This is a genomic window from Kitasatospora sp. NPDC094015, from assembly GCF_040304075.1.
Lineage (GTDB): Bacteria > Actinomycetota > Actinomycetes > Streptomycetales > Streptomycetaceae > Kitasatospora.
Genome location: NZ_JBEOUL010000019.1, coordinates 45245 through 63525 on the forward strand (window position 1 = coordinate 45245; position 18281 = coordinate 63525).

Sequence of the window (18281 nt, forward strand, 5' to 3'; positions counted from 1 at the left end):
CCTCCGACCCTCACGACCGCTGCCGCACGGGCCGTCAGAACCCGTGCGGCAGCCACGGGGCCGGCTCCGAGGCGAACGCCCGCGACGCCTCGGCCAGCGCGCCCTCGCGCACCTCCCGCACCTGCCCGGCCGCCCCGAGCGCGGCCAGCGTCACCCCGCCCAGGTAGGCCGAGCCCAGCGCCCGTACGTCCAGCGCCAGTTCGGCCGGCCGGTCGGTCCGGTCGCAGCTCGCGCCCTTGCCCGGACCGTCGCTGCGCAGCCGCCAGCGCCCAGCGTTCCACGGGCAGAACCCGTCCGTCAGCTCCAGCACCAGCTCCACCGGCCCCGGGTAGCCGCGCCCGGCGAGCGCCGCGGCCACGTCGACCAGCCGCACGAACAGCGAGTCCTGCAGCCGTGGTTCCACCCGGCGCGGGTCCGACACCAGGTGCAGCAGCGGGTCGTCGACCGGGCGGTTGCCCGCGTGGACCTGCTCGGTGAGGTCCAGCTCCAGCAGGTACGACCAGAGCGCCGCGCACACCTGCGGGGAGAGCGCCTCGAGGTCGCGCACCCGGACCGTACCGGCGGCGTTGTTGCGGACCCAGTCGGCCTTCACCGCGTACCGGGCGTAGCCCACCAGCCGGCCGGTGTCCTGCTCCTCGGCCAGCACGCACTGCAGCGGCGAGGCGCCGTCGCGCGCGCCGGGGGCGTCCAGCAGCGGGAGCTTCTCCCACCCCGGCCGCCGCTCCAGCATCCCGGGCCGGCGCGGCACCAGCGCCGCGTACAGCCGCTCGCACTCCGGCCCCGATGCCACCGGGTCGGCCAGCCGCAGCCGCAGCGGGGGGCCGGGCAGCGCGGGAACGGTGACCCTGGTGCTCGGCACCGTGACCGCCATCCGCCAGGTGCCCAGCCCGTACCCGAACCGCCCGTAGATGGCCGGCTCCGAGGCGGTGAGCACGGCCAGCGCCTCGCCCCGGGCGCGGATCCCGTCCAGCTGGTGGCGCATCAGCGCGGTGAGCGCCCCGCGCCGGCGGTGCGTCGGCAGCACGCCGACCATGGTGACGCCCGCGGCCGGCAGCACCGCCCCGCCGGGTACGGACATCCGGAAGCTGAACGCGCTGCCACCGCCGACGATCTCGGAGCCGTCGCAGATCGCCAGCGAACGGTCGATCTCGGTCAGTTCCTGCCAGAGCGCGCGCTCCTCCGGTGGCTCCTCCTCGCCGCCGAACGCGATCTCCAGCCCGCGGTACCAGGTCTCCCACTCGGCGGCGGCCAGCGGCCGGACGGTCAGGGCCTGCGATGCATCCTTGGTCCGCCGTGCGGACGGGTCGGCAGTCATACAGCACAGCTATCAGCTCGGCCGTGCGGGCGCGACCGACTTTTGCGACATGTCCGGTCGAAACCGCTCGCCCGGCGGGCGGCGCGCGGCGGCCCTCCGCACGCTCCCGCAGGCCGGCCCCGAGGCCCCCGGACCGGCCCCTGCGAGCGGCCGAAACGCACCCGGCCCCCGGTGCGACCCCGCGGCCCGGCCTCCCCACCCCGTCGACGCCGGGCCCGAGCGGTGGATAAGGTCGGACCCCATGGCTGGCAGAGAGCCGGGCGCACCGCCCCAGACGACTGCGACGGGCCCGGCCGCGACGGTCGCGGAGCCCGCCGCGGCACTGCTGCGCGCCAGGCTGTACCGCACCCGCCGGCGGATCCGCCGGGCCGGCGTCGACTACTTCCGCGGCGACGGCGCCGACTGGCTCGCCTTCGCCGCCTTCCTGATCGCCATCCCGCTGCTGGTGCTGCTCAACGTCTGGATCCCCGCCTGGGCCCCGCCGACCGCCCTGGTGCTGCCGATCCTGGCCGGCGCCATGCTGCTGCGCCCCGGCACCCTGGTCCTGCTCTACGGCGCCGCCGCCCTCGGCCTGTCCACCGAGTCCCTGATCCACACCGGCGAGCGGGTCGCCAGCGACCATCCCGAGGAGTACGTCTACGGGGTCACCCCCGGCGCCGCCCTGGTGGTCGGCGCGGTCGGCGTCGCCGGGCTCCTGGTCGCCCAGTTCCGCAGCCGGGTCGGCGTGCCCTGGCGCGGCGGCGGCTCGATGCTCTTCGACCTGCGCGAGCGGATCCGGGTCCAGGGCCGGATCCCGGCCCTGCCCGAGGGCTGGCACGCCGACATGGCGCTGCGCCCGGCCGGTGGCCAGTCCTTCTCCGGGGACTTCGTGGTGGCGGCCCGCACCGGCCCCGGGCGCCGGGTCCTGGAGGCCGTCCTCGCGGACGTCTCCGGCAAGGGCATGGACGCGGGCTCCCGGGCGCTGCTGCTCTCCGGTGCCTTCGGCGGCCTGCTGGGCTCGCTGCCTGCCCACGAGTTCCTGCCCGCCGCCAACGGCTACCTGCTGCGCCAGGACTGGGAGGAGGGCTTCGCCACCGCCGTCCACCTGGTGCTCGACCTGGACACCGGCGAGTACGAGCTGCTCTCGGCCGGCCACCTGCCGGGCATGCAGCGGCTGGCGGGCTCCGGCCGCTGGGAGGTCCAGGAGGCGGAGGGCCCGCTGCTCGGCGTGTACGACGGCGCCAAGTTCGACGGCGTACGCGGCCGGCTCGTGCACGGCGACGTGCTGCTGCTGTGCACCGACGGCATGGTCGAGGTGCCGGGGCGCGACCTGACCGAGGGGATGGACCGGCTGATGGGGGAGGCCGACCGGCTGGTGGCCGGCGCCCAGTTCGGCAGCGGCAGCCGGGGGGTGGCCGGCCGGTTGATCGAGTCGGTCGCCAAGGACGTCAACGACGACCGGGCCGTGCTGCTGCTCTGGCGGCGCTGAGCCGGGAGCCCCGGCCGACTTCGGCGCGCCGGTGGACCGCTGCCCGGACTGTCAATCAGGAGTGGTGATCTTCGGCCATTCCCCGCGCCCGGGCCGCCGGAGTGGATCACAGTGCGGTCGGCCTGCCGGTTTGCCGCCCTGCGGCCCAGCCCGGTGCCGATGCCCGGGCACCCGTCGACGCACCGTCAGAAGGGCTCCGCTAAGGTCGCGGACGGCGGAAATTCGTCCCACATCGCGGGATCTTGCTCCTGGGCTTCCGACAAGTCCTTTACGGAGTCCGCACGAGCGACCACACTGAGTCCGGGTGGGCTGGTCGAGACTCGGGGGATGGGGGGCGAATCGTGCGCCACGCGGCTGTCGTCTGGCGACCTCGGACGCCCCTGTGGCGCTCCGGTCGCGGCGGGACGGCCTGTCCGCCAGGGACCGTCCGGTTCCGTCTCGAACCCGCCATGAAATGAGGAAGTGAGTCCGGGTGGCCTTCTCCGTGTCCGCGCTGGTGCTGTTCGGCATCATCGTCGTCATCTTCATCCGTAACAAGCAGCTGAAGACGAGCCACGCGATCATCGCGGCGCTGTTCGGCTTCATGGTGAGCCAGTCCACGGCGGCCAAGCCGATCCAGGACTTCCTCACCCAGCTGGCCTCGACGATCTCCTCCGTCGCGGGCTGAACCCTCCCGGGTCCGCTGTCGAGCCGGTCGGCGCCTGTGCCGTCCGGCCCTTCCCCCTGCCCGCGCCCCGGTCCAGGGCCGTCCCGCGCGGGACGGTCGCGGCGTGCTCCGGTGCGGACGGTGCGGACCGCCGAACCGACGGGGACGCCGGTGGCGCCGCGGACCTCAGCGGCGCTGCGGCCGTACCCGCCGCAGCCGGGCGAGCAGCCCCGCCCGCCGGGTGACGGCGGTCGGTCCGGGCACCTCGACGGGCTCCGGCCGAGCGGCCGGCTGCTCCGCCACCTCCGCGACCAGCAGGATGAACAGCCTTGCCCAGCACAGCCGTTCGCCGCGGGGCCAGTCCAGCGCGCGGAGCGCGGCCGAGGCGCGGTCGCAGACCACCCCGTTCACCCGGACCTCCGCGACGTCCTCGCCGACCCGGCCGCCGAGGAACAGCTTGACCCCGTTCACCTGCGGTCCGGTCAGCTCCGTTCGCAGGCTCTCGGCCAGCGCCGTCAGCGGCTGGTTCGCCGCCAGCCAGTGGGCCAACTCGCGGGAGCCGAAGCCGAACACGGCGGCCGGCCCCTGCAGCGCGTGCCAGCCCGGCAGCTCCGCCGACCGGTAGTGGTCGGCGTACTCGCCCCGGCGCTCCAGCAGTTCGACCACGGCGCCGGCGGTGGTGGTCGCCCACATCCGGACGGCGTTGGCGAGCTGCTCCTCCTCGGTCCGCCCGAGCCCGGCCGCGCAGTCCCACACCACCGGCCCGTCGGCGCGGCCGAGTTGGAGCACGTAGCCGAGGTCGACATGACCGGCGCCGCCGTCGCCCGGGTGCTCGCGGACCGCGACGGCCGTACTGCCGGGGCCCCGCAGCAGCTCGCCGTCGACGGTGAACCCCTGCCCGAAGCGCGCCATTTCGCGGATCACGCTGCGCTGTATGACGTCCAGTCGGTGCTGCGGGCCCACAGGCCGGCTCCTAGCTCGAAGCGTGGGGGAAATCGAACACCGATGAGGCTATCGGCCGCCGCCTCCCGGCGGGAAACCCGAACCGGGCCGGCGGGCGCCGGGACCGGCTCCGAACGGCGCCTGCGGAGCGGTGGACGGCGGCCGACCGGGCCCGGAGGGGGTGACCGGAGTCACGCGAACCGCGGGTTTTCGTCGCTCTCGGTCGTACCGCACGTGCGGAAAGCGAAATTCGCCACGCTGTGCATCGGGAAATGTGCGACGGGTGAGCAATTCGGCTGCGGTGGGCCTTGCGGCCACAGCAGAGCGTGACTTTCGTCCTTGTTGATCTTATGTCCGCTTTCGTTCCTTACGTGCCGTCACTTGCTCCGTATGCGCCTCATAGGTTTTGCTTCGTGACCTGCCCGGCAAACGCCGGGCGGGGCCACCGGGTGGAACGCCGAGTCCTGCCGCTGCCCGGGGCCGACGCACACCATCCGTGCACGGCAGGAGCGGGGGACCCAAGGTAAGTGCCGTTTCCGGAATTCCGGTGCGGCTTGGGGTGAAGCCGTGTCTTTTTCACGGCCGGGCGATCTCCCGTCCGAACCCGACAGCTCACCTCGTAGGCGTCGGAGAGGAACCGCTCAATGTCCGGTAAGGGCAAGCACCGTCGTCCCCGTCTGTCCAGCCTGACCCGAATTGCCGTCGCCACCGGTGTCGTCACCGCTGCCGTCGCTCTTCCGGTCACCGCCGCCTCGGCCCACACCTCCGCCGACGCCCAGGGCACCGTCTCCGCCGCTGCCGAGCAGGCCGCCCCGGCCGCGCCGGCCGCTGCCGAGGCCCCCGCCGACCACAGCTACCAGGTCGTCCACGGCGACACCCTGTCCAAGATCGCCGCTGCCCAGCACGTCGACGGCGGCTGGCAGAAGCTGTACCAGGACAACCGCCAGGTCGTCGGCGGCAACCCGAACCTGATCTTCCCGGGCCAGAAGCTGACCGTCGGTGGCCAGCAGGCCGCCGCCCCGGCCGCCGCCCCGAAGAGCGAGGCCCCGGCCTCCCGCTCCGAGCACCGCGCCCCGGTCACCCCGGCCCCCAAGGCCGAGACCCCGAAGCCGGCCGCCCCCAAGCCGGCTGCCCCGAAGACCGAGGCGCCCGCCGCCTCCGCCCCGGCCGTGGCCCCCGCCACCTCGGGTTACGTCGCGCCGGTCAACGGCCCGCTCGGCACCCCGTACCACCAGGCCGGCTCCAACTGGTCCTCCGGCTACCACACCGGTGTCGACTTCGTGGTGGGCACCGGCACCTCGGTGAAGTCCATCGCGGCCGGCACCGTGGTCTCCGCCGGCAACGGTGGCGCCTACGGCAACGAGGTCGTCATCAAGCACGCCGACGGCAAGTACTCGGAGTACGCCCACCTGTCCTCGATCGGTGTGACGGTCGGCCAGACCGTCACCGCCGGCCAGCAGATCGGCCTCTCCGGCGCCACCGGCAACGTCACGGGCCCGCACCTGCACTTCGAGGTCCGCACCGGCCCGGCGTACGGCTCGGACATCGACCCGGTGGCCTACCTGGCCGCCCACGGCGTCAAGGTCTGATCCCCGGATCGAACCCCACCCGCCACACCCGCCGCAGGCCCGGCCCAGGACCCCAAGTCCCGGGCCGGGCCTCCGGCACACCCGCCGCCGCGTCGCGCACGGCCTTGCCGGGGCGGAGCACAATGCCGTCGCGCGCCGGCGTCCCGGTCCGGCATGATCGCCGGGTGATGCCACCCAGGTCCCAGTTCCTCTCTCCGGCCGGCGAGTTGACCGATCCACCGACGGTCAGGACCGGAGCCCCCGGCGGATGACCAGCTTCCTGACCCACCGGGCACGCGTGCACGACGCCCGGCTCCCCGTCCACCGCCGGCACAGCGCGCTGCGCACCTGCCTCACCCTCTTCGCGCCGTACGGCCTGCGGGCGACCTACCACCACCTCACGCTCACCGCCCGGATCCCCCGGCGGCTGGCGGCGGACCCGGCCGCGCTGGTCCGGGCGGTGGAGGAACTGCACGAGGCGCGGGAGCTGTTGCGTACCCGGGCGGCGGAGTTCGAGGCGCAGCGCCGTGCGCAGAAGCGGGCCGGGCGCCGGGCCGTACCGGAGCCCCGGCCGTGGTGGCTGCGGGGCTGGTGGTGGGCGGGCGGCCCGACCGGCGCCTGGTACGACGATCCGTGCCGTCATCCGTCGCTGCGGCTGCCCGACTACGTCCGGCGGCAGAACGCCCTCCTGGGCGGCGCCGACCTACCGGGCTGCCCGGCCTGCGGGAGCGAGGAGCCGCAGGTGGTGCTGCCGACCGGTCACGGCTCGGTCGAGTTGTGCGCCGGATGCGGATGGGCACCGGCGCCGTGTCCGTGCGGGCGCGGGCACGGGTTCGTACCGGCCACCCCGTGGGGCTGGAAGGAGATCTGGCGTCGCGAGCACCTCGGCGACGACGGCCGCCCGATCGGGCACGGGACGGGCCCGGAGACCTGACCGGCCCTCACACGACTTCGGCCCCGGGTCGGCGAGTTGATCGCCGGCCCGGGGCCGAGGTGGTGGAGCGGGTGACGAGAATCGAACTCGCGTGACCAGTTTGGAAGACTGGGGCTCTACCATTGAGCTACACCCGCATGCGCGCAGTTGACGGTACGTCCGACTGTACGCGACCCCTCGGCCGGGTGCGGCCGGGAGGACGGGGCTAGCGTACCTGGTCGGGGCGGTGGAGTGCACGTCGCTTTCGCTCCGGCGGGGGGTTCATAATGCGCCGGGCCGGGGGAGGCCGCCGTGTACTCTTCCTCTCGGCACTACGGGGTGTGGCGCAGTTTGGTAGCGCGTCCGCTTTGGGAGCGGAAGGCCGTCGGTTCGAATCCGGTCACCCCGACATCGTGTGCGACAGGGTCTCGTCCGGCGGACGGGGCCCTGTTTCGTCGTCCGGCCCGGCAGTCGCGCCCGCCCGTCCCCGGTGACCGGGCCTGCCCGGCCCCGGCGGCTACGGCCGCCCGCCCAGGGGTGCGCGGACCGGTCGGTCCGGGCCTCCGGCGGGGCCCCGCGGCAGCGCCCTGGCGTCGGGCTTTCGCCGTACCGGTAGGATGGGCAGCTGGCGGTAGTACCTGTGGCATGCTCGCAGGTCAGCCGCCCGAGGGCGAGGAGTCACGCTCACCGTCCACCCCCGTACGGGAGATGCAGCTCCAACCGCCCATCGCCCGTCTCGCCAGCCAGCTCGGCCGTCCCGGCCGTCCCGGTCCCGGCGGAGACAACCAGACCGCAAGCCCCTAGGAGACCTAACCGTGAAGAGCGCCGTCGAGACTCTGAACCCGACCCGGGTTCGACTCACCGTCGAGGTGCCCTTCGAGGAGCTCAAGCCCAGCCTCGACGCGGCGTACAAGAAGATCAACCAGCAGGTCACCGTCCCGGGCTTCCGTAAGGGCAAGATCCCGAACAAGGTGATCGACCAGCGCTTCGGCCGTGCCGCGGTGCTCGAAGAGGCCGTGAACGACGCGCTGCCGCGCTTCTACACGCAGGCCGTCGACGAGGGCAAGATCGACGTCCTGGGCCAGCCCGACATCACCGACATCGAGGGTGTCGAGAAGCTCGCCGACGGTGGTGACCTCAAGTTCACCGCCGAGGTCGACGTCCGCCCGGAGATCGCTCTCCCGGACTTCACCTCGATCAGCGTGGTCGTCGACCCGGTCGTCGTCTCCGACGAGGACATCGAGAAGTCGCTGGAGCAGCTGCGCGAGCGCTTCTCCTCGGTCAAGGACGTCGAGCGCGCCGCGGGCGCCGAGGACGTCGTGGTCGTGGACCTCGAGGCCAAGGTCGACGGCGAGGTGCCGGAGGACGGCACCGCGACCGGCGTGAGCTACGAGATCGGCTCCGGCCGCCTGCTGGACGGCATCGACGAGGCCGTCATCGGCCTGTCCGCCGGTGAGACCAAGACCTTCACCACCACCCTCAAGGGCGGCACCCAGGCCGGCAAGGACTCGGAGGTCACCGTCACCGTGACCGCCGTCCAGGAGAAGGAGCTCCCCGAGCTGGACGACGAGTTCGCCCAGCTGGCGAGCGAGTTCGACACCCTGGAGGAGCTGCGTGGCGACTCCCGCAAGCGCCTGGAGCGCATGAAGGAGTTCGACCAGGCCACCCAGGCGCAGGAGAAGGTCCTGGACGAGCTGCTCGGGCTGGTCGAGATGGACTACCCGGAGAAGCTCCTCAAGGACGAGATCGAGACCCGTCGCCACAACCTGGAGCACCACCAGCTGGAGCCCATGGGCCTGAACCTGGAGGCGTACCTCGCCACCCAGGACAAGTCCCTCGAGGACTTCCTGGCGGAGACCGAGGAGCAGGCCAAGAAGGGCATCAAGACCCAGTTCGTGCTGGACGAGATCGTGGCGAAGGAGGAGCTCGGGGTCAACCAGGAGGAGCTCACCGAGCACCTGATCCGCCGCGCCGCCGGTTCGGGCCTCACCCCGGACCAGTTCGCCCAGCAGGTCGTCCAGGGCAACCAGGTCCCGCTGCTGGTCGGCGAGGTCGCCCGCGGCAAGGCGCTGGCCCTCGTGGTCGAGGCCGCCGCGGTGAAGGACACCAACGGCGAGGTCGTCTCCTTCGAGGACGACGAGGAGGCCGAGGAGTCGGCGGAGCAGGCCGAGGCCGCTGCCGAGACCGAGGCGGGCGAGTCCACCGAGGCCTGAGCCCCGAACGACACCCCGGCGTGACGCCTGCTCGACAGGCGGTAGCGGGCCCGGACACCGCACGGTGTCCGGGCCCGCTCGTTTTGCGGCCGCCCGGGTGCCCGGCCGGCCGGGTCTCCGCGTGCGCCGCCCGCTCACCGCCCGGCCCCCGGGCGTCCGCAGCCGTTCGTCCTCCGTTGGCACCACCGGACCTGCGCTCACAGCGAACAGTTCTGCGTGGGGGATTCTGCGGCCCCGCCCTCGCGTTAGGGTCCATAGACAGCGACACACAAGCAGATCGACTGAGCAGGTGGCTAAGTGACGTTCCCGCAGATGCAGATGCCTGGCCTGATGGCGCCGCACGCCGCCGCTGGTGACGTGCTCGGCGGCCTGGGCGACCAGGTCTACAACCGGCTGCTCAACGAGCGGATCATCTTCCTCGGCCAGCAGGTCGACGACGACATCGCCAACAAGATCACGGCCCAGCTCCTGCTGCTGGCGGCCGACCCGGACAAGGACATCTACCTCTACATCAACTCCCCGGGCGGCTCGATCACGGCCGGCATGGCGATCTACGACACCATGCAGTACATCAAGAACGACGTGGTCACGATCGCGATGGGCATGGCGGCCTCGATGGGCCAGTTCCTGCTGACGGCCGGCACCCCGGGCAAGCGCTTCTCGCTGCCCAACGCCAACATCCTGATGCACCAGCCCTCGGCCGGCCTCGGCGGCTCCGCCACCGACATCAAGATCCAGGCCGAGCAGCTGCTCCGCACCAAGAAGCGGATGTCGGAGCTGATCGCGCACCACAGCGGCCAGACCTTCGACCGGGTCACCGCGGACTCCGACCGGGACCGCTGGTTCACCCCGGAGGAGGCCAAGGAGTACGGCCTCATCGACCAGATCATGCACAGCGCCGCGGACGTTCCCGGCGGCGGCGGCACGGGCGCCTGAGCGCCGCCCGTAAGAGACCCCCAGACCGCACGCTTCGTCGGAGGACGGACCAACCCATGAACACCACCCCCAACATGCCGCGCGGTGAGTACTACGGCGCCCGCGCCGAGGGCCGCTACATCGTCCCGCGCTTCGTCGAGCGCACCTCGCAGGGCATCCGCGAGTACGACCCGTACGCCAAGCTGTTCGAGGAGCGCATCATCTTCCTCGGCTCCCAGGTGGACGACGTCTCGGCCAACGACATCATGGCCCAGCTGCTCTGCCTGGAGTCGATGGACCCGGACCGCGAGATCCAGATGTACATCAACTCGCCCGGCGGCTCGTTCACGGCCCTGACGGCCATCTACGACACCATGCAGTACGTGAAGCCCGACATCACCACCGTCTGCATGGGCCAGGCCGCCTCGGCCGCCGCCGTGCTGCTGGCGGCGGGCACCCCGGGCAAGCGGATGGCGCTGCCGAACGCCCGCATCCTGATCCACCAGCCGTACACCGAGACCGGCCGCGGTCAGGTGTCGGACCTGGAGATCCAGGCCAAGGAGATCTTCCGGATGCGCGAGCAGCTGGAGGAGATGCTGGCGAAGCACTCCAACAAGGCCGTGGAGCAGGTCCGCGACGACATCGAGCGCGACAAGATCCTCACCGCCGAGGAGGCGCTGGAGTACGGGCTGATCGACCAGATCATCTCGACCCGCAAGACCTCGCTGACCGACTGACGGTCGCACCGGCGGCTCCGGGGCGGGTCGCGGGCGCATCCTCCGTACGGGATGTGACCTTGCGCCCCGCCCCGAGCCGTTCCGGTCGGGGCGCGGACCCGGCACAATTGCAGTGCGGGTCCATGCCCGCAGGACGGCATCTGTTCGGTATCAATTCGCCCAGGGCGTAGGGCAGAGCTGCCGAAGACGACGGAATTCCCGGCGCGGCAGAGTACCGTCGGATAGCGAGACCGGCCGCCGTTCGGCGCAGCCGGTCCACAGCACCAGGCCCCGGAACTCCTGCGGGGCCCCTGGCGAAGGGGAAGCACCTCGTGGCACGCATCGGAGACGGCGGCGACCTGCTCAAGTGCTCGTTCTGCGGCAAATCGCAGAAGCAGGTGAAGAAGCTGATCGCCGGGCCAGGTGTGTACATCTGCGACGAGTGCATCGACCTGTGCAACGAGATCATCGAGGAGGAGCTCGCCGAGAGCTCCGAGGTGCGCTTCGAGGAGCTGCCGAAGCCCCGCGAGATCTACGAGTTCCTGGACCAGTACGTGGTCGGCCAGGAGCTGGCGAAGAAGGCGCTGTCGGTCGCCGTCTACAACCACTACAAGCGGGTCCAGGCGGGCGAGAGCGGCCGCAGCGGCGGCACCGGCCGTGAGGACGCGATCGAGCTCGCCAAGTCCAACATCCTGCTGCTGGGCCCGACCGGCTCCGGCAAGACGCTGCTGGCGCAGACCCTGGCCCGGATGCTGAACGTGCCGTTCGCGATCGCGGACGCCACGGCGCTGACCGAGGCCGGCTACGTCGGCGAGGACGTCGAGAACATCCTGCTCAAGCTGATCCAGGCGGCGGACTACGACGTCAAGAAGGCCGAGACCGGGATCATCTACATCGACGAGATCGACAAGGTCGCCCGCAAGAGCGAGAACCCGTCGATCACCCGTGACGTCTCCGGCGAGGGCGTGCAGCAGGCGCTGCTGAAGATCCTGGAGGGCACCACCGCCTCGGTGCCGCCGCAGGGCGGGCGCAAGCACCCGCACCAGGAGTTCATCCAGATCGACACCACCAACGTGCTGTTCATCGTGGGCGGTGCGTTCGCCGGTCTGGAGCGGATCATCGAGGGCCGCGCGGGTGCCAAGGGCATCGGCTTCGGCGCCAACATCCGCTCCAAGCGCGAGCAGGACGCGAGCGACCACTTCCGTCAGGTGATGCCGGAGGACCTGGTCAAGTTCGGCATGATCCCGGAGTTCATCGGCCGCCTCCCGGTGATCACCAGCGTGCACAACCTGGACCGCGAGGCGCTGCTGCAGATCCTCACCGAGCCGAAGAACGCGCTGGTGAAGCAGTACCGCAAGCTGTTCGAACTCGACGGCGTGGAGCTGGAGTTCACCCGGGACGCGCTGGAGGCCATCGCCGACCAGGCGATCCTGCGGGGCACCGGCGCCCGCGGTCTGCGCGCCATCATGGAGGAGGTGCTGATGTCCGTGATGTACGAGGTGCCCTCGCGTCAGGACGTCGCCCGCGTGGTGGTGACCGGGGACGTGGTCTCCAAGCACGCCATCCCGACCCTGGTCCCGCGCGACATGATCAAGCGCGAGCGGCGCGAGAAGAGCGCCTGACCGCGCTGCTCCCCCGGCCACGACAGCGGCCCCGCACCGGATGGTGCGGGGCCGCTTCGCCGTTCGGCCCGGGGGCCGGCGGTGGGACTACTTCGGGATCTCGGCCACCTGGCGCAGCTCGCGGGTGTCCGCGGCCGCCGCCGCCAGGTCGGGCTTGGTGGTGGTGTCGGCCTGGCCGGTCAGCACGCCGACCACCGAGCTGCCGTCGGCCCAGACGCAGAGGCTGTCGGTCTCGGTCTCGGCCGCCATCACCTCGCAGGTGAGCTTGCCGCCGAGCGGGCCCGGGTCGAAGTCGCTGCGGCCGTTGAAGGTGGTGCCCTGACCGGACGCGCCCTTCTCGAAGCTGTCGAAGAACTCGTCGACCTGGGTGTTCGGCGCGAGCACGTTGCCGTAGCCACCGAAGGTGATCACGACCTTGCCCGTGTCGGCGGCCTCGTCGGTGTAGAGCGCGCTGACCGCGGTCGGCGTCCAGGCGTCCTTGCCCTTGCCGAACTCCTCCTGGAGGCTGCTCTGCATCTGCTCGGCCAGCGGGTTGGTGGTGTTGCGCTTCATGCCCTTGAAGGTCTCCGGCATGACCACCTTGTGGGTGCCGGTCTTTGACGAGACGTCGTAGACCACGTAGGCGAGGGCGCCGGCGCCGAGCAGGATCGCCCCGCCGACGCAGCCCAGCACGATCCAGAGCGTCTTGCGGGACTTCTTCTGCTGCTGCACCGGGTAGCCGGGGTAGCCCGGGTACGGTGCGCCGCCCTGCGGGGGCACCGAGCCCCAGGGCTGCTGCGGCTGGGCGGGGTCGCCGTACGGCTGTGCCGGAGCGGCCCCGTAGGGCTGCTGCGGCTGACCGGGGGCGCCGTAGGGCTGGGCCGGCGGGGGAGCGCCGTAGGGCTGGGCGGGCGGCTGGCCGCCGTAGGGGTTCTGCTCGGACACCAGGTATCGCTTCCGGTTGGGGAGGGACGGGTCGGGCGGGGCCGGCCGACGGGTGGCCGGCCCGGGGGACTACTTGGCGATCACCAGGGCGTCGCGGATCTGCCGCGAGCGGTCGGCGGCCTGGGCCGCGGACATGGTGGAGCCGGAGCCGGTGAGGGAGATGCTGGTGAAGACCACCGTGCCGACCGTGGAGTGGTCGACCCAGATGCACAACGGGGTGTCGATGGCGCTGGCGGTGGTGCCGCTGGTCGCCACCCCGCACTGCATCTTGCCGCCCGGGTCCTTGGTGTCCTTGGCGTCCACCTCGGCGAGCGGGGTCTTCCAGGTCATCTTCATCGCGGCGGCGGTCGCGGCCATCACGCCGGCCGGGTCGTCCACGGTGCCCCAGTTGCCGCCCACGCTGATCAGGTCGGTGGCGCTCTTCTGGTACATCGCGGAGAGCGAGCCCTCGACCTTGGTGATGCCGTTGCTGCCGCTGACCGGCACGTCCTGGCCGGACTTCTTGGTGTAGCCGCCGGGCAGGCTCTCCGGGGCGCTCAGCTTGTACTTGCCGGCGGAGGAGGAGCCCTTGCCGCCGCCGCTGCTGCTCGTGCTCCCGCCGTTCGAGGAGTCCTTGTCCGAGAGGTTCATCGCCACCAGGCCGCCGCCGACCAGCACCAGGGCGCCGATCACCAGGCCGACCACCAGGCCGGTGTTGCCCTTGCGCGGCGGCGGCGGCGGAGGCGGGTAGCCGCCGCCGTACTGCGGTTGCTGGTGCCCGGCGTTCGGGTACCCGGGCTGCTGGTAGCCGGCCTGCGGGGCGCCGTACTGCGGTGCGGGCGGCTGCTGCGGGTAGCCGTAGCCGGGCTGCGGGGCCGGGGCGCCGTACTGCGGGGGCTGGCCGTAGCCGGGCTGCGGTGCGCCGCCGTACTGCGGCTGTCCGTACGGCTGCGGCGGCTGCCCCTGCGGATTCTGCTGACCCTGGCCGTACATCGGCGTCGATCTCCCCCACCGCTCGTGGAGCGGCCTCGTTGCGGCGTGCACTCGTTTCGCGGGCACGCGCGCGGACTGTGGCGTACGAGTATTCGGGCACGCTACCGTACGCCGCCGGCCCCGGGCCGGGCGGTCCGGCCCGGCGCGGTTCGTAACCGGGCCCCCCTCTTACGTAAACTGTCCGTCGTGACCGACACCACGAACCAGCGCCCCGACAGCTCCTACCCCGGGGACGACGCAGCCACCCTCCCGACGACCTACGCCCCGGCGGAGGTAGAGGGCGAGCTGTACGAGCGCTGGGTGGAGCGCGGTTACTTCACCGCCGACGCCAAGAGCGACAAGCCCCCGTACACGATCGTCATCCCGCCGCCGAACGTGACCGGTGCGCTGCACCTCGGCCACGCCTTCCAGCACACGCTGATGGACGCGCTGACCCGCCGCAAGCGGATGCAGGGTTTCGAGACCCTGTGGCTGCCCGGCATGGACCACGCCGGCATCGCCACCCAGAACAAGGTGGAGCAGCAGCTGGCCGAGGCCGGCCTGTCCCGCCACGACCTGGGCCGGGAGGCCTTCGTCGACAAGGTCTGGGAGTGGAAGGAGAACTACGGCGGCCGGATCCTCGGTCAGATGCGCCGGCTCGGCGACGGCGTGGACTGGTCGCGCGAGCGGTTCACCATGGACGAGGGCCTCTCCCAGGCCGTCCAGACCATCTTCAAGAAGCTCTTCGACGACGGTCTGATCTACCGGGCCGAGCGCATCATCAACTGGTGCCCGCGCTGCCTGACGGCGCTCTCCGACATCGAGGTCGAGCACGAGGACGTCCCCGGCGAGCTGGTCTCGATCCGCTACGGCGACGGCGACGACTCGATCGTGGTCGCCACCACCCGGGCCGAGACGATGCTCGGCGACACCGCGGTGGCCGTCCACCCGGACGACGAGCGCTACCGCCACCTGGTCGGCCGCACGATCAAGCTGCCGCTGACGGACCGGGAGATCCCGGTGGTCGCGGACGAGCACGTCGACCCGGAGTTCGGCACCGGCGCCGTCAAGGTGACGCCCGCGCACGACCCCAACGACTTCGCCATCGGCCAGCGCCACGACCTGCCCAACCTGACCGTGATGGACGAGCGCGGCGTGATCACCGTGCACGGCCCGTTCCTCGGCCTGGACCGGCTGGAGGCCCGCTCGGCCGTGGTCGGGGCGCTGCGCGAGCAGGGCCGGATCGTCGCCGAGAAGCGTCCGTACGAGCACGCGGTGGGCCACTGCTCGCGCTGCCACACCGTGGTCGAGCCGCGGCTGTCGCTGCAGTGGTGGGTCAAGGTCGCCCCGCTGGCCCAGGCGGCCGGGGACGCGGTCCGGGACGGCCGGGTGGAGATCCACCCCAAGGAGCTGGAGCGCCGGTACTTCGACTGGGTCGACAACATGTACGACTGGTGCATCTCGCGCCAGCTCTGGTGGGGCCACCGGATCCCGGTCTGGTACGGCCCCGAGGGCCAGGTCGTCTGCGTCGGCCCGGACGAGCAGCCGCCGACCGGCGAGGGCTGGGAGCAGGACCCGGACGTCCTGGACACCTGGTTCTCCAGCGGCCTGTGGCCCTTCTCCACCCTGGGCTGGCCGGAGCGCACCCCGGACCTGGAGAAGTTCTACCCGACCGACGTGCTGCTGACCGGCCACGACATCATCTTCTTCTGGGTCGCCCGGATGATGATGTTCGGCCTGTACGCGATGGACGGCCAGGCGCCGTTCAAGACGGTCGCGCTGACCGGCCTGGTCCGCGACGAGTTCGGCAAGAAGATGTCCAAGTCCTCGGGCACCGCGGTCGACCCGCTGGACTGGATGGACGCCTACGGGGCCGACGCGGTCCGCTTCACGCTGGCCCGCGGCGCCAACCCCGGTGCGGACGTGCCGATCGGCGAGGACTGGGTCAAGGGTTCGCGGAACTTCTGCAACAAGATCTGGAACGCCACCCGCTTCGCGCTGATGAACGGCGCGACGGTGCAGGGCCCGCTGCCGGCCCCGGAGGAGCTCACCGCGGTCGACCGGTGGATCCTGTCGCGGCTGAACGCCACCGTGGCCGAGGTCGACGCGCTGTACGAGGACTACGAGTTCGCCAAGGTCTCGGACGCGCTCTACCACTTCGCCTGGGACGAGGTGTTCGACTGGTACGTCGAGCTGTCCAAGACCACCCTGGCCGCCGGGGGCGCGCAGGCGGACGCCGCGCGCCGGGTGCTCGGTGAGGTCCTGGACGTCACCCTGCGGCTGCTGCACCCGGTGGTCCCGTTCGTCACCGACACCCTGTGGACCACGCTCACCGGCGCCGAGTCGCTGGTGGTCACCGAGTGGCCCGCGGACAGCGGCTACCGCGACCCGGCGGCCGAGGCGGAGATCGCCACCCTCCAGCAGGTGGTCACCGAGGTCCGCCGGTTCCGTTCGGACCAGGGTCTGCAGCCCGCGCAGCGCGTCCCCGCCGCGCTGGAGCTGGCCGGCACCGCGCTGGCCCCGCACGAGGCGGCGATCCGCTCGCTGCTGCGGCTCACCCGGCCGGAGGCCGGGTTCGCGGCCACCGCCTCGCTGCCGGTGGCCGGTGCCACGGTGTCGCTCGACCTCTCCGGCACCATCGACGTCGCGGCCGAGCGCAAGCGGCTCGCCAAGGACCTCGCGGCGGCCGAGAAGGAGAAGGCGCAGACCACCGCCAAGCTCGGCAACGAGGGCTTCCTCGCCAAGGCGCCGGACGAGGTGGTCGCCAAGATCCGCATCCGGCAGGAGGCCGCCGAGGCGGACATCGTCCGGATCACCGCGCAGCTCGCCTCGCTGCCGCAGGCCTGACCGGCCCCGCCGGCGCCGAGGGCCCGCCACCCGCACCGGGTGGCGGGCCCTCGGCCGTTGCGGCGGGCCACCGGGACGGGGGTCGAGCCGCGGCAATGGGCGGGGCGGCCGCAAAGGGCGCCGGCGGCGGCAATGGGTGGGGGCACCGCAAAGGTCCGGTCGTCGCAATGGGCGGGAAGCCGCGATAACTGCCGCCGCGCGGGCGCGGGTTGCCGATTTCCGCAATACCGCGCCAAACCGGCGGCGGCGTAGCCGTACCGGCCGGGCGCAGGCCGGCTGGCGCCGCGCCGGCCGCCGTATTCGACGGCCTTTCGGTCCCTCGTTCGGCGGTATTCGAAGAGGGCGGCGCGCGATAGGGGATGGTCGCGAAGAGCCTTGTCCCGCTGGCCTCCGGACCGGGCCGCAGCGCTCCGTGCGCACGGCGCATTGGCCGGTGGCGGTACCTGCAACCGGTGTGCGGCGTGATTCGAAGCGATACCGGTGGGGCGGGAGTTACCTCACCCGGCGTCGATCTCCGCGCCCTTTCACGGTATTTGACGCACGGCCCGGCGGTCCGGCGGAAAGGGCCGCTGTGATCCGGTCCCAAAGCCCGTGTGATTGTTTTCCGATGCTCCGTATGAGCGGGTTCCCGTCCGTTCCGAGTTCGGATGTGTACGGTGTTGCCCACGTTCCCATTCGGGCGGTGCGACTGGCGGGAGGGCGCGAGCATGGTGGTGACCACGGAGTTGGCCGACGAACTGCCCGCGGAGGCGGTGGAGGCGGTCAAGGCCCGTGCGGCGGTGCTGCTGCTGGCCTTCCGGCACGGCAACCAGCTCGCCTTCGACCGCGAGCTGGACCGGCTGCTGGCCGAGCACGCCGAGCGCGAGGTGGCCACCCTGCTGGTGTGGATCGCGGCCGAGGCGGTCCGCAAGGCCTACGCCCACGAGGTGGGCGACCGGGTGCTGCGCGCCCTGGTGCGGCGGGCGCCGGAGGACACCTCGGCGGTGGCGGTGGACGAGGACTCGGTCGACGCGGCGCTGCTGCTGGAGTCGGTGGCCACCGGCGACGTGGGCACGGTCCGGGCACTGGTGGCGGGCACGCCGGACACCACGTACCTGCTCGGCGGGCTGCTGCAGGCGGTGGCCATGATGCTGCCGCTGCTCCCGGAGGGTGAGGCCGAGGAGATCGCGGCCGAACTGCGCCGCCGGCACTGTGGTCGCACCGCGCCCCAGGTGCCCGAGGCGCGCCACGCGTAACGCAGT

At 72.2% G+C, this 18281-nt stretch carries 14 protein-coding genes, 2 tRNA genes and 1 riboswitch; of the genes, 11 read left to right on the forward strand and 5 right to left on the reverse strand.

Features of this window, described 5'->3' with window-relative positions:
- Positions 1-34 precede the first annotated feature (34 nt).
- Positions 35-1315, reverse strand: a complete 1281-nt coding sequence (locus ABT014_RS22125; RefSeq protein ID WP_350640733.1) for a GNAT family N-acetyltransferase — start codon at positions 1313-1315, stop codon at positions 35-37.
- 325 nt (positions 1316-1640) lie between these two features.
- Here ABT014_RS22125 and ABT014_RS22130 point away from each other — a divergent pair, with 325 nt between their 5' ends.
- Both ABT014_RS22130 and ABT014_RS22135 read left to right on the forward strand, forming a co-directional pair.
- Positions 1641-2783, forward strand: a complete 1143-nt coding sequence (locus ABT014_RS22130; RefSeq protein ID WP_350640805.1) for a PP2C family protein-serine/threonine phosphatase — start codon at positions 1641-1643, stop codon at positions 2781-2783.
- A gap of 472 nt (positions 2784-3255) precedes the next feature.
- Positions 3256-3450: a hypothetical protein gene (locus ABT014_RS22135; protein WP_350640734.1), complete on the forward strand. Its 195-nt coding sequence runs from the start codon at positions 3256-3258 to the stop codon at positions 3448-3450.
- Positions 3451-3615: 165 nt separating this feature from the next.
- Here the strand turns inward: ABT014_RS22135 and ABT014_RS22140 are convergent, their stop codons facing one another.
- Complete coding sequence (locus ABT014_RS22140) at positions 3616-4353, reverse strand: DUF6348 family protein (protein ID WP_350640735.1); 738 nt, start codon at positions 4351-4353, stop codon at positions 3616-3618.
- A gap of 496 nt (positions 4354-4849) precedes the next feature.
- Positions 4850-5012: riboswitch (cyclic di-AMP (ydaO/yuaA leader) on the forward strand.
- A gap of 3 nt (positions 5013-5015) precedes the next feature.
- On the opposite strand from ABT014_RS22140, the gene ABT014_RS22145 reads away from it, so the two are divergent.
- Positions 5016-5960: a M23 family metallopeptidase gene (locus ABT014_RS22145; RefSeq protein WP_350640736.1), complete on the forward strand. Its 945-nt coding sequence runs from the start codon at positions 5016-5018 to the stop codon at positions 5958-5960.
- Between the two features lie 247 nt (positions 5961-6207).
- On the forward strand, positions 6208-6873 hold the full coding sequence (locus tag ABT014_RS22150; RefSeq protein WP_350640737.1) for a hypothetical protein: 666 nt from the start codon (positions 6208-6210) through the stop codon (positions 6871-6873).
- A gap of 63 nt (positions 6874-6936) precedes the next feature.
- Here ABT014_RS22150 and ABT014_RS22155 read toward each other — a convergent pair.
- A tRNA-Gly gene (locus tag ABT014_RS22155) sits at positions 6937-7010 on the reverse strand.
- A 177-nt stretch (positions 7011-7187) separates the two neighbouring features.
- On the opposite strand from ABT014_RS22155, the gene ABT014_RS22160 reads away from it, so the two are divergent.
- The 5 genes from ABT014_RS22160 (at position 7188) to clpX (ending at position 12318) form a co-directional block, all read left to right on the forward strand.
- Positions 7188-7261 (forward strand) — tRNA-Pro (locus ABT014_RS22160).
- Between the two features lie 406 nt (positions 7262-7667).
- Positions 7668-9065 (forward strand): trigger factor, encoded by a 1398-nt coding sequence (tig, locus tag ABT014_RS22165; RefSeq protein ID WP_350640738.1) that lies wholly within the window; start codon positions 7668-7670, stop codon positions 9063-9065.
- A 318-nt stretch (positions 9066-9383) separates the two neighbouring features.
- Positions 9384-10001, forward strand: coding sequence for an ATP-dependent Clp protease proteolytic subunit (locus ABT014_RS22170; protein WP_484624734.1), 618 nt, complete (start codon positions 9384-9386; stop codon positions 9999-10001).
- Positions 10002-10057: 56 nt separating this feature from the next.
- Positions 10058-10717, forward strand: a complete 660-nt coding sequence (locus tag ABT014_RS22175; RefSeq protein WP_033821850.1) for an ATP-dependent Clp protease proteolytic subunit — start codon at positions 10058-10060, stop codon at positions 10715-10717.
- A 311-nt stretch (positions 10718-11028) separates the two neighbouring features.
- Complete coding sequence (clpX, locus tag ABT014_RS22180; RefSeq protein WP_350640740.1) at positions 11029-12318, forward strand: ATP-dependent Clp protease ATP-binding subunit ClpX; 1290 nt, start codon at positions 11029-11031, stop codon at positions 12316-12318.
- Between the two features lie 87 nt (positions 12319-12405).
- On the opposite strand, the gene ABT014_RS22185 is transcribed toward clpX, so the two are convergent.
- Both ABT014_RS22185 and ABT014_RS22190 read right to left on the reverse strand, forming a co-directional pair.
- Positions 12406-13242: a hypothetical protein gene (locus ABT014_RS22185; protein WP_350640741.1), complete on the reverse strand. Its 837-nt coding sequence runs from the start codon at positions 13240-13242 to the stop codon at positions 12406-12408.
- 69 nt (positions 13243-13311) lie between these two features.
- The gene (locus ABT014_RS22190; RefSeq protein ID WP_350640742.1) at positions 13312-14214 is read right to left on the reverse strand and encodes a hypothetical protein; all 903 of its coding nucleotides are present in this window, start codon (positions 14212-14214) and stop codon (positions 13312-13314) included.
- A gap of 186 nt (positions 14215-14400) precedes the next feature.
- Between ABT014_RS22190 and ABT014_RS22195 the strand changes: the two genes are divergently transcribed.
- On the forward strand, positions 14401-17040 hold the full coding sequence (locus ABT014_RS22195; RefSeq protein ID WP_350640743.1) for a valine--tRNA ligase: 2640 nt from the start codon (positions 14401-14403) through the stop codon (positions 17038-17040).
- A gap of 707 nt (positions 17041-17747) precedes the next feature.
- Positions 17748-18275: a hypothetical protein gene (locus ABT014_RS22200; RefSeq protein WP_350640744.1), complete on the forward strand. Its 528-nt coding sequence runs from the start codon at positions 17748-17750 to the stop codon at positions 18273-18275.
- The last annotated feature ends 6 nt before the right edge of the window (positions 18276-18281 follow it).